The following is a 12,111-nucleotide window of genomic DNA, read 5'->3' as shown; positions in this document are numbered from 1 at the left end:
CCGCCCCAAAGCGGGGACCTGCCAAACGGCATGCGTGGCACACAACGTGCTGCAATTGCCGCGAGCTTCCTGGTCGTTCCAGGCCGCAGTAAGGGGGTCCGTTCCCGCCTAGGGGGAATCGGGACCGGGGCTCAGGGGGCATTACCGGTTAGCTAACCAAAAACAGAGGAACCACCATGAAGAACGTGCAGAAGGGCTTCACCCTGATCGAATTGATGATCGTCGTGGCGATCATCGCGATCCTGGCCGCCATCGCCATCCCGCAGTACCAGAACTACATCACCAAGTCGCAGTTCTCGGAATCGCAGACTGTGGCTGATGGTCTGAAGACGCCGATCGTAGAATGGTTCAACCAGACCGGCGGGTGCCCGAGCAACACCACCACCGGGTTCCAGACGAATACTGCCTATGTCGGCAAGTACGTCTCCCAGGTCGACCTGAAGTCGGCAGCAACCACCACCTGCCTGATCGAAGTCAAATTTAAGGCCGCGGGCTCGGTGTCGACGCCGCTGGCGACCAAGGTCGTCACCTTTGCAAGCACGAACAATGGCGGCACCATCACGTGGCAGTGCCTGGCGGACGGCACGCAGGATTCTTCCTCCATTTCGGGCAAGTATCTGCCGCAGGTCTGCAAGGCCGGCTCGCAGTAATCGCAAGGTTACGCCTGAGTTTTACCGGACCCCTCCTTTTGGAGGGGTCTTTTTTTGGCCGGCGCAATGAACTCCGAGCTAGCACCTCCGAGAGAGCAGCATTTTGGTGACCGTGCCTCAAAGCCTCGTCAATCCTTTTCTGCATGCGATCTCAGGGATCAAGCGGGGGCAAGACTGTATGATCTAAATAATCGCGCCACATTGCGGAGCCCGCTATTCAATGATCGTTTCTCGGGAACCCCAGCTTGTCTCGGCCAGTTAGTGCGGAACCGCGAAAACCAATGGACACGAAACTGCTTGCCCCAACCGCTCATGAGTAACCACGCTCCATGATCCAACTACGCAAAGAAACTGCGGCCGGCTGGCTGGCACTCGCCATCGCGTTGTTTATAACAGCAACCGTTTATTGGCCTGGCTTGTCCGGAACCTGGCTATTCGACGACTACCCAAACATCGTCGACAACAACAGTGTCCATCTGAACGGGGTCGACCTCAGGTCCATTGTTGGCGTCATGTTGTCGTCGCCAGCCAGCGAGTTTCGCCGGCCTCTGGCTTCACTAAGCTTCGGTCTCAGTTACTTGGCTAGCGGGATCAATCCTTTTGGCTGGAAGCTGGCCAACTTGATCATCCATTTGATCAATGGGGCATTGGTGTTTGCACTAACACGGCTGCTTGTCGCACGAACCACGATCACCCATGACACGTCCATAAGGCGACGCGACCTGATCGCTGCCTTTGTAGCGGCCGGCTGGATGCTTCTTCCCATCAACGTGACGGCGGTTTTGTATGTAGTTCAACGCGAAGAAAGCCTTGCGAACCTCTTCGTGCTTATCGGCTTGGTTGGCTACGTCAAGAGTCGCATCCGAATGGTGGAGGGAAGCTCGCCGAAGGGTTGGTACCTGTGCGCGCTGAGCATCATCATCCCGACCGCCATTGGTCTCATGGTCAAGGAAACAGCTGTCATGCTTCCGCTCTATGCGGCGGCGATTGAATGGGTGGTCTTCGACTTTCGCAATGCCGCTATTGATGCCTCAACGCCCCAAACGTATACAACCACAAAGCGGTACGATAAGCGGCTTTTTGCGCTATTCCTGGTGGTGCTGGTCATTCCAGGCCTGGTTGGGCTCGCATGGATACTTCCCAGAATTACAGACCCAGCTTATTGGGTGACTCGCGCGTTCACACTGAAAACCCGGCTTTTTAGCGAAGCTCGCGTCGTCTGCGAATACCTGAATTGGACAATTCTTCCATCCCCACAAGCCCTCTCCTTCTACCACGATGATTTTCGGATCTCTTCGAACATCATCAGCCCGTGGACCACGCTGACCAGTGTTATCGCACTGTTGACGCTGCTTATCGTCATGGTTTTCGTGCGCCGTCGTTTCGCACTTGTTTCCTTAGGCATCGCATTCTTTCTTGGCGGCCAGTTACTTACGGCGACCGTCCTGCCTTTGGAGTTAGTATTCGAACATCGAAACTACTTCCCAAGTTTTGGCGCTGTACTCGCAATATTACCGTTGCTACTGCCAGCTCAACGTTCGTCCGACGCAGCCAGTGCTGGCATGAGCGCCCCCATGGACAAGCTTCGCTGTGCTCTTCTTGTGATCTTGATGTTGAACTGGGCATCTCAAACCGCTTTGACGTCCTACGCATGGGGTAGTCCGCTCCGCCTGGCTCAAGAGTTTTCGCAGAGAGCGCCATCATCGTCGCGCGCGCAATACGAACTCGGAAGAGTGTACGTAATCCTATCCCAATACAATCGCTCCTCGCCTTTTGTGCCGCTGGCTTACGAGGCCTTAGAGCGAGCAGCTGCCCTGCCCGATTCCACCATCCTCCCTGAGCAGGGGTTGATCTTCATGAACTCGCGTATGCACCTGCCGCTGGAAGGTCGCTGGTGGGATAGCATGGTTGCCAAGCTCAAGAAGCGAAAATCTGCAGTCGAGGATGAGAGCGCGCTGGAACAATTGAGCACGTGTCAGACCAACGGGCAATGCGATTTGCCCAAGGAGCGCATGTTACAGGCTTACTTGGCCGCACTCTCTCATCCCAACCCCAGCGCAAGACTTCTCAACTCGTACGGATCGTACGCCTGGGAAGAACTCTCGGATCACGACTTAGCAATCCGCATGATGCAGGATGCGGTAACCACCAACCCCAAGGAGCCCGCTTATCGGGTCACCTTGATTCGGATGCTTACGGACAAGGGGCGCCTTGATGAAGCGCGGCAGGAGCTGCGCGAGCTGCAGCCCCTGAACATAGGCGGCCGTATGGATGCCGGCATTGCAATCTTGAACCAAGGCATTGCCTCAAAGGAAAAAAACGGCGTACAGCGTATGAATTAGGCGCGTACTCACGACATCGTTTGGCAATCGATGCAACCTTCCTTTAAAAAACCATATCATCCATATTCCTTTAAAGAACAAGCATCTCAGTGAAGCGGGCTCTCATTTCCGGTATTACAGGTCAAGACGGTGCTTACCTGGCCGAGCTTCTGCTCGCCAAGGGATATGAGGTCCACGGCATAAAACGCCGGGCGTCATCCTTCAACACGGACCGAATCGATCATCTTTATCAGGATCCTCATGAAAAGGGCCGGCGATTTTTCTTGCACTACGGCGACTTGACTGATGCCACGAACCTAATTCGGATCATCCAACAGGTCCAACCCGACGAAATTTACAATTTGGGTGCGCAAAGTCACGTACAGGTGTCGTTTGAGACACCTGAGTACACAGTAAATGCAGACGGTATGGGCACGCTTCGCCTGCTAGAAGCTATTCGGATCTTAGGCCTGGAGAAGAAGACGCGCTTTTACCAGGCATCCACTTCGGAGCTCTACGGCCTCGTACGGGAAACGCCGCAGCGCGAGACGACACCATTCCATCCGCACTCACCCTATGGAGTGGCGAAGCTGTACGCGTACTGGATTACGGTGAACTATCGCGAAGCGTATGGCATGTACGCTTGCAATGGCATCCTCTTCAACCATGAATCTCCATTGCGCGGAGAAACATTCGTTACGCGAAAAATAACTCGCGCGCTTTCTCGCATTCATCTCGGACTTCAGAATTGCCTCTACCTCGGCAATCTCGATGCACGCCGCGACTGGGGACATGCGCGAGATTACGTGGAGGCGCAATGGCTCATGCTTCAACAAGAGACTCCTGACGACTTTGTCATAGCCACCGGACGTCAATCTTCTGTCCGGGAGTTCATCGAACTGGCAGCTAGGGAGCTCGATGTCGCGATTTCATGGGAAGGAAGCGCCGCCAACGAATATGCAATTGTCGCCGATGCACCTTCATCTTCCGCTATGAAGATCGGTCAACGCATCGTCGCCGTCGATCCGCGCTATTACCGTCCGGCGGAAGTTGACACCCTGCTTGGCGATCCGTCGAAGGCCGCTGAGAAACTTGGGTGGCGCGCAAAGACCAGCCTTGGCCAGCTCGTGCAAGAGATGATGCAATCTGACCTGGCTATCGCTCGACGCGATGCGCTTGTCAAGGACGCAGGCTTTCGCTCCCCCGATCATCACGAGTGATGCGTCAAATGAACACTAACGATCGTATCTATATTGCGGGACATCGAGGCCTTGTTGGTTCAGCACTGGTGCGTCGCCTTCAAAGGGATGGTGCCAACAACCTCTTGCTGCGTACTCACGCGCAGCTGGACCTCACCGATCAAGCGCAAGTCGAGCACTTTTTTTCCACCGAGAAGCCGACTTACGTATTTCTCGCTGCGGCAAAGGTAGGAGGCATTGTCGCCAACAATACCTATCCAGGCGAATTCATTCGCGACAATCTGGCCATCCAAACCAATGTCATTCACAGCGCGTGGAGGCATGGTGTCGAGAAGTTGGTCTTCCTCGGATCTTCTTGCATCTATCCACGCGACTGCGCCCAGCCGATTAAGGAAGAGTATCTGCTCACGGGCCCGCTCGAGTCGACAAACGAGGCTTATGCCATCGCGAAGATCGCCGGTCTAAAGATGTGCCAGGCTTATCGCAAACAATATGGTTTTGACGCTACTTGCATCATGCCGACCAATTTGTACGGCCCCGGAGATTATTTCCATCCAGAAAACTCGCACGTCTTGCCCGCATTGATTCGACGTTTTCACGAGGCCAAGCTAGCTGGCACTTCGGAAGTCGCCGTCTGGGGCAGCGGCCTGCCCAGGCGGGAATTTCTTCACGTCGACGATCTGGCCGACGCCTCGGTATTTCTCGCCAGGAATTATAGCGGTGACGACATCGTCAACGTGGGATCTGGGGAAGAGGTGACCATTGCGGGTCTCGCTGAGATCGTGCGGGAAGTCGTGGGGTACGAGGGCAAGCTCGTGTTCGACCAGAGCAAACCGGACGGCACACCCCGGAAATTGCTCGATGCCAGCAAGCTTTCCAGCATGGGCTGGAATGCGAATACGCCTCTGCGAGCCGGCATAACAGATGCCTACGAATGGTATGCAAGCAACGCAGGACAAATCCGTGCGTGATAGGCACGGCGTGGCCACGTCCATGTTGAGTCGGCTGACCAATTCCGCGTGGGCTGTATTCGAGTATGGCTGGTATCCCTTGCTGGTCTTTATCGCGACACCGTGGTTTCTACGACAGCTTGGCACCGAGCTGTATGGTCACTGGATGTTGCTGACCGCAATAGTCGGTCTCGGTGCAGTGCTCAATGTCGGCACTGGTGCCGCGACGATTAGGGCTATCTCCGTTGGACGTGGCCGATCGGATCTTCAGGTGGTGCAACGAGCAGTTCGCGTCTCGCTCGGATTGGCCACGCTCGGCGGATTTGTTGTGGCTCTCATTGTGCTTGCATCGCTGTATTGGGGCGGCGGTCTGCTTCTACATCGTATGGGCGATCCATCCGCGATACGTCTCACGGCTATCGCGGCAGCCATCCTCATATGGATCGAGCAATGGGACAATGTTTTCAGTTCCGCTATCAAAGGGGCCGAATATTTCGGCGCAGCGGCTCGAATCGAAATGGCCTGCAAGACGTCACAGGTAGCCATTGCAAGCCTCGTCCTGCTGCGTTGGCAGTCGCTGGAGGCGCTGTATATCGCCCTGGTCTGCGTGGCGCTCGCGCGCCTAGCAGCCAAGGTCCACTTCACTACGCGCCTGCTCGGAATCCCTTTTCCAAGCCCTAGTTTCTGCGCGACCTCGGACATATTTCACTTCGCCAAATGGGGCTGGCTGCAAGGAGTTGGCGGCGTTCTCTTCGGAGTCGCGGACAGGTTGCTTGTGGGAGCGGCCCTCGGGTCTGCGAGCCTTGCGTACTTCTCCATTGCATCTCAGCTTGCGATGCAAATTCATGCGATAAGTGCTGCAGGACTCAGTGTCATTTTTCCAAAACTCAGCCGAAAACTTGAAGAGGGTCAAAACGCCACGGTATGGAATGTCATCAAGCTCACGGCGGCCGGCAATTTTCTTTTCAGCAGCGCGCTCACCTTGGGACTTATCCTGCTAGGGCCAACCATTCTCCTCCTTTGGCTCAAACCGGATACCGCGTTGCCGGTCATCCAAATCCTGCCCTGGCTGGCAGGCGCCTACTGGATACTGGCCTTGAATGTCGTTCCCTACTATGCCTTGCTCGGCTTTGGGCGCGTGCGAGCCGTTGGCCTGTCCGTTTTCGCCAGCGGCGCAGTGGCGATATTGGCCATGTATGCCGCCATTGCGAGGTTTGGCTTCATGGGCACGCCCGCGGGCCGAGCGTGTTATGCGGTGACTTCTATGATCCTACTCGTACCTCTGATGCAGGAACTTGCTCGACACAAACGATCCATGTCGCTTAACCGACGACCTGTCGACAACCAAAGCGCAGAATCATCTCCGTGACAAGCCTCCATATCACTTGTCCTAGCTGCGGCACCGCGAACGGCGAATCACTAGGTCGTCTGCCCGAAAGCGAGTGGTTCGCGGGCAAACGTCTGCAAAGGCCATTGGCCGGTGGCAGCCTGGTCCGCTGCCGCCAGTGCTGTCTGAAGTTCAGATTTCCCGTTCAATCGGAACAACATTATCAGGAGCTATACGACAACTCCGTCGTCTCGACCTGGCCCGAAGACAGCAATCGTGCGGACTGGAATCTCATCAGTCGCTATTTGTCCGAGCGCCTCCCCCAGGGTGCTTCGGTTCTGGACTTTGGTTGCTATACGGGTGGACTGCTCAGCCGACTCGATGGCGGTTATCAAAAGTATGGCATCGAGATCAACGCGCAAGCAGCTCTTTTGGCTGCCCAGAGAGCAAAAGCTACCCTTTGGCCCTCCCTTGCGGGGGTTCCCGAAGAGCACCTCTTCGACGCCATCATCGCATCCGATGTGATCGAGCACATGGCGCATCCTCGACAGTTCCTTGAGCAGATATCTCGTCACCTCAAGCGCAACGGAGTTTTGGTTCTAACCACGGGCGATGCCAACAATTCGAACTGGGATCGCTTTGGGGCTAGCTGGTGGTACTGCTTTTATCCTGAGCACATCAGTTTCATTTCACGCGCGTGGCTAGACAGCACTGTGGATTCGCTTGGACTTCAAACGCAACATTGCAAGCCATTCCGGTACGTCACTTTGACACCGCCGCGGTTTGTTTTGGATGGCTTGCTCGCCTTTGTCTATGGTTACTTTCCCAGGTTGTTCCTTGCCTTCAGAAGCCGCCTCGAGGCAGTGACAGGGGCAAAAGGAAGCCGAGGGGTGCCAGGTAACGGCATTTCACGAGATCATCTCTTTATCGTCTTACGCCCCAAGGTGCGTCGTGGCCAATGAATTCATCGAAAAATTGATCCGGCAGACGGCAAACCGCTTCGGAATCGACGTGAAGCGGCATAACCCGAGCGCCACAAGCGCCGGCAGATTAAGCCAGATGCTCGCGACCCAAAAAGTCGGCCTTGTCATCGACGTGGGGGCAAACATCGGGCAATTTGCTCGATCGCTGCGTCAGTCCGGGTACGCGAACAAGATTGTGTCGTTCGAACCACTTCATGCGGCCCATGCAGCGTTGTTGCGACAGAGCAAACTCGATCAGGCCTGGATGATTGCGCCCGCCATGGCTATCGGTGACCACGACGGCGAAGTCACCATCAACATCTCGGAAAACTCCGTCAGCAGTTCACTGCTTGATATGCTCGATGCCCATGCCAAGGCTGCGCCCACATCGGCCTATGTGGCCGTGCAGAAGACGCCTGTTGCACGCCTCGATTCCGTCTTGGGCGAATATTTGCAGCCCGGGACGGTGTCGTTCCTCAAGATCGACACCCAGGGCTATGAGGACCGCGTCCTTGCGGGAGCGACCGAACTGCTCAAGCACGTGCGGGGCTTGCAGCTGGAGCTTTCCTTTGTGCCGTTGTATGAAGGTCAAAAACTATTTGACGAATTGGTCGAAAAGCTTCGTATGCTTGGATTTTCTATATGGGCGATCTGGCCAGGATTCGCTGATCCGAGCAGCGGACGCATGCTCCAGGTAGATGTTACGTTCTTCAGGACCGCGTGAGCACAAAATCAATGATTTCGTTTATCTCAAATTCGGCAAGACAACGACCGAGGTTGTCGATCATTGTGGCAACGTGGAATGCTGCGCGTACGCTTGAACGTTGTATAGATTCAATCAGAGTCCAGCAATTCACCGAGTGGGAGCTCTTGATCGCCGATGGAGAATCGACTGACCAAACCGTTGATATAATCCGCCGCCATCAATCGACCGTGGCTTGGTGGCAAACCAAAAAGGACGCAGGCATTTACGACGCCTGGAATCAAGCGCTACCGCATGCCCAAGGCAACTATATATGCTTTCTTGGCGCAGACGATTTTTTTGCCAGTAGCACGTCTTTGGCTGAGCTATTCGAGGCCATAGGCGATGAGCAATACGATTTAGTGACTTCACGCGGCATTATTTTCAACCCGGACACTGACAAGGAATACCAGTTCGGATCTGCATGGAACTACAACCGCATCGGCCGCCGCATGGTGGTGTGTCATCCCGGGCTGCTCCATCACCACTCGCTGTTCCAGTCGCACGGCTCGTTTGATTCAAGCTATCGCATTGCCGCAGATCTGGAGTTTCTCCTGCGTCTCCCGTCCACGGTATCCACGCTCGACGTCCCAAAGGTCTCCGTGCGAATAGAAGCCGGAGGCGTGAGCCGAAAGAACGTGCTGAAGCGCCTGGCGGAGCAACGCGCAATACTGGCTTCATGCGAGCGCTACGGCCCCTTCCGCGCGCGGCTGGTGTGGCTCGACAAGCTCTGGCGTTACCCTATTGCGCGTTGGCTGGACATCTCGCACTAATTTTTTTCGAGACGGTATCGATTTTGCGCCTCTTATTCATTTCCAAGCGACGGCCGCAGCAAAGAGATTTGCTCTCACGTCCGTATGGACGGTTCCATTATTTGCCAAGTCAATTGGCGGCGCTTGGCCATGATGTGCAAGTACAACTTTGCAGCCACCATAAGCTGGAAGATTCGGTGGTGGAACAAGATGGCGTCGTGTGGTCCAGTCACGACATACGCACGCTCGGCCCGGTGAAATTTCTGCAGGCCCTGCGCAACGACGCGTCTAACTTCAGACCTGACTGGGTCGTGGGCTGTTCGGATATCTGGTTCGGGCTTCTTGCGAACGTCCTTGCGAAGAGCACGGGGGCAAGTCTAGCCATCGACGCCTACGACAACTACGAAGCCTATATGCCGTGGAACAAGCCACTGCACTGGCTATGGCGACGAGCTATCCGTCGAGCTGATCTGGTCACCGCCGCGGGACCGGAGCTTGCACAGTTGATGCAAAGCTACCGGCACCATGGGCGGCAAGTCGAAGTATTACCCATGGCTGCGGATCCAGACTTTGTCCCGCTGGATAAACGAGCATCCAGGGAACTGCTGGGGCTTCCTCTGGACGCTCCATTAATGGGCTATGTGGGCAGCTGGGCCAAAAATCGCGGCACTGACATGTTGATTGATGCTTATCGGCTTGCAAGAGCCGCGCGCCCAGATCTTCGCCTGGTCCTTTCCGGCAAGCCACCTGTCCACGTCATCGCTGAGCCTGGAGCGATTCATCTGGGTTATTTGCCCGATCCTCAGCTCCCTCTGCTGCTGAATGCGGTCGATGTTGCGTGTGTCGTTACCGCCGACACAAGCTTCGGACGCTACAGCTATCCGGCAAAGCTTTGCGAGGCCATGGCTTGCGGTGTTCCCGTGATTGCGACGGCCACAGGCCCTGTGGCTTGGATGCTTCAAGGACAAGGGCAGCATTTGGCGCCCATTGGAGACGTGCGCGCGTTTTCGGAAGGGATCGTCAGTCTTCTGGCACGTCCGTCGGCGAACTACGGTTCCTGTCCCACTTGGCCTGAAGTAGCTGCAAAATTCAACGATCTGTTCAAAGCCGTGTCCGGAGACCCTTCGATGCCCGTGTCGACCTAGTCGAGCCGATCAAGCAGTTCGTTCAATCGCTCTGAGAATGCCGGCCACGCTTTGCTTTGCGCAAAATCCCGGCAGGCTTGATGGAGCGACGGCTTGCTCGTCTTTTCAAGTTGGGCGAGCACGGCACCGACAAACGCTTCGTAGTCGCCTGAAGCCACCAAGGCCCCAGTCTTTCCATCGAGAACAGCGTCGGGAACGCCACCTACCGAAAAAGCAACCGTGGGCAGACCGTGTGCAGCAGCCTCCAACGCCACCATCCCGAAACCCTCGACGTCGCCGGAAAGCGACAGAACCGGGAACACGTGCAAATCGCAAGCGTAGTAGGCATCCTGAAGCACAGCTTCATCGCAGCGACCCAACAAGCGCAGGTGGTGTTCAACGCCACCCCGCTTTGCCGCGGCTTGAATCCGTTCGCGCTCAGATCCTCCGCGCGAATTCAAAGCATCGCTGGCTTCTTCGCCGATAACAACCAGAATCACTTCCGGCTGCACCGTCACGATGTGAGGCAAAGCTTTTTCCACGAACTCTGCCAAACCTTTTCGCTGGGTCAATCGGCCAACAGACAATAGGAGCGGACTCGAGCCCAGGTTTAGCCGCTTGCGAAACTGGCCGTCCGCAGAGTCGCCTGGCTCAGGCATCTCCACTCCAGGGTTAAGCACACTCAATCGCAACGTACGCAGTCCCTTCTCCACGGCCTGTCTCTTTGTGTTTTCGCTATTAGCTATAGCGAGATCACATCCTCGGATAAATGGTAGCCATAGCCACTGATACAAGCGGCTTGATGCGACCAGATCAAGCCCGTGCAAGTACACAACTGCACGTCCGCGAAAAGCGCGGGCCACCGTCCATACGATGGGTGCCGTAAGTCCGCTTCCGGCCACGAAAACTGCAGGCCGCTCCTTCCATCCTAGCCAAAGGGTCTTGAAAAAAGCCCTGAGCAAAAACAGCGACAGCGGCCGAATGGCACTCTCAACATAGCGTGTCGCACCGACAAATTCGCCGCAGCCTGCCGGCCCGCAAAGCGACGCAGAACCACGCTGTTCCAGTGCGGCAAATAAATGGAGATTCAGTTTCTCCATGCCGCCGACAAGTGGCGGAAAATTCCGGGTTACCAGGAGCGCCCGTTTGTTGCCACCGGCCTTAGGCATCACGGCGATAGGTGAGTGACGTGATTTGTTCGGACACCAAGCCAATCAGGAAAACGATGACTGCCGCACTCCACATAAGTGCGCTGCCATTGGTGAGGCGGCCTGCTTCCAAATAGGTCCGCAGATAATTCACGCAACCCATGAGGAAGAACACGAGACTCGCCGGCGCAAACAACTTCAACGGCGAATACAACGTCGCAATCTTGAAGATGATCAGCAAAAACCGAATGCCATCCTTGATCGGCTTAATGTGGCTTTTGCCGATGCGCTGCGCCGCCTTGATCGGCACATAGGCCACCGGATAGGCACTGCGGAAAAATGCCATGGTGCTGGTGGTGGGATAGGAAAATCCGTTCGGCAACAGATGCAGGAACTCACGAAATCGTTCGGCCTTGACGGCACGATAGCCGGAAGTGAGATCTTCGACGGCGTGTCCCGTCATCCGCGTAGCCAGCCAGTTGTAAATGGTATTGGCCACTCCTCGACCTACGCCCGCCTGGCTACTCCAATCTCGCGCGCCCACCACCATGTCAAAGCCCTGCGCCAGCTTTTCTAGCAAGCGCGCGATATCGGCAGGATCGTGCTGCCCGTCGCCGTCCATGAATATCAATACATCACCGTTCGCCGCACGCGCGCCACGCTTGATGGCGGCGCCATTGCCCATGGAGTACGGAGATGAGAGACAGCTGACACCGGCGGCCTCGCAGATGTCACGGGTGTCGTCAGTCGAACCGTCGTCCACCACGATGATTTCCGCATCCGGCTGGGCCAGACGCAGGCGTGGCAAAAGATCCTTGAGCGCCGCTCCCTCGTTTTTTGCGGGCAGAATGATGCTTAGACGATTCAAGAGCTTGTCCCCCTAAGTAAGGCGGCATCATAACCTGAGCGCTGCGGCGATCCTCGCTCGCGACGGCT

Annotated in this window: 11 protein-coding genes; 9 read left to right on the top strand and 2 right to left on the bottom strand. The window is 56.0% G+C overall.

The features are described 5' to 3' along the window. The first annotated feature begins 176 nt into the window (after positions 1-176). From ACN9MB_RS05410 to ACN9MB_RS05370, 9 genes are all read left to right on the top strand, one after another. Positions 177-650: a pilin gene (locus ACN9MB_RS05410; protein ID WP_426271036.1), complete on the top strand. Its 474-nt coding sequence runs from the start codon at positions 177-179 to the stop codon at positions 648-650. Between the two features lie 329 nt (positions 651-979). Continuing rightward, positions 980-2,992, top strand: a complete 2,013-nt coding sequence (locus ACN9MB_RS05405; RefSeq protein ID WP_426271035.1) for a hypothetical protein — start codon at positions 980-982, stop codon at positions 2,990-2,992. Between the two features lie 89 nt (positions 2,993-3,081). After that, complete coding sequence (gmd, locus tag ACN9MB_RS05400) at positions 3,082-4,191, top strand: GDP-mannose 4,6-dehydratase (protein ID WP_426271034.1); 1,110 nt, start codon at positions 3,082-3,084, stop codon at positions 4,189-4,191. 8 nt (positions 4,192-4,199) lie between these two features. Further along, positions 4,200-5,141, top strand: a complete 942-nt coding sequence (fcl, locus tag ACN9MB_RS05395) for a GDP-L-fucose synthase (protein WP_426271033.1) — start codon at positions 4,200-4,202, stop codon at positions 5,139-5,141. Beyond that, positions 5,110-6,489, top strand: coding sequence for a lipopolysaccharide biosynthesis protein (locus ACN9MB_RS05390; protein ID WP_426271032.1), 1,380 nt, complete (start codon positions 5,110-5,112; stop codon positions 6,487-6,489). The genes fcl and ACN9MB_RS05390 overlap by 32 nt, the downstream gene beginning before the upstream one ends. Continuing rightward, the gene (locus tag ACN9MB_RS05385; protein WP_426271031.1) at positions 6,486-7,409 is read left to right on the top strand and encodes a methyltransferase domain-containing protein; all 924 of its coding nucleotides are present in this window, start codon (positions 6,486-6,488) and stop codon (positions 7,407-7,409) included. The genes ACN9MB_RS05390 and ACN9MB_RS05385 overlap by 4 nt, the downstream gene beginning before the upstream one ends. Next, positions 7,399-8,133 carry an FkbM family methyltransferase gene (locus ACN9MB_RS05380; protein ID WP_426271030.1) on the top strand — a complete coding sequence of 245 codons (735 nt, stop codon included), beginning with the start codon at positions 7,399-7,401 and terminating at the stop codon, positions 8,131-8,133. The genes ACN9MB_RS05385 and ACN9MB_RS05380 overlap by 11 nt, the downstream gene beginning before the upstream one ends. A gap of 53 nt (positions 8,134-8,186) precedes the next feature. Further along, positions 8,187-8,924, top strand: a complete 738-nt coding sequence (locus ACN9MB_RS05375) for a glycosyltransferase family 2 protein (RefSeq protein ID WP_426271029.1) — start codon at positions 8,187-8,189, stop codon at positions 8,922-8,924. A gap of 101 nt (positions 8,925-9,025) precedes the next feature. Next, a complete protein-coding gene (locus ACN9MB_RS05370) occupies positions 9,026-10,048 on the top strand; it encodes a glycosyltransferase family 4 protein (RefSeq protein ID WP_426271028.1) in 1,023 nt (340 codons plus the stop codon). On the opposite strand, the gene ACN9MB_RS05365 is transcribed toward ACN9MB_RS05370, so the two are convergent. Together ACN9MB_RS05365 and ACN9MB_RS05360 are read right to left on the bottom strand one after the other, a co-directional pair. Continuing rightward, on the bottom strand, positions 10,045-11,127 hold the full coding sequence (locus tag ACN9MB_RS05365) for a glycosyltransferase family 4 protein (RefSeq protein WP_426271027.1): 1,083 nt from the start codon (positions 11,125-11,127) through the stop codon (positions 10,045-10,047). The genes ACN9MB_RS05370 and ACN9MB_RS05365 overlap by 4 nt on opposite strands. A 61-nt stretch (positions 11,128-11,188) precedes the next feature. Then, complete coding sequence (locus ACN9MB_RS05360; RefSeq protein ID WP_426271026.1) at positions 11,189-12,043, bottom strand: glycosyltransferase family 2 protein; 855 nt, start codon at positions 12,041-12,043, stop codon at positions 11,189-11,191. Positions 12,044-12,111: the final 68 nt, after the last annotated feature.

It is taken from the genome of Dyella kyungheensis, from assembly GCF_049913195.1.
In the GTDB taxonomy this organism is placed as follows: domain Bacteria; phylum Pseudomonadota; class Gammaproteobacteria; order Xanthomonadales; family Rhodanobacteraceae; genus Dyella; species Dyella kyungheensis.
Note: the sequence above shows the minus strand (reverse complement) of the source record. Positions and strands in the feature narration are given on the sequence as shown.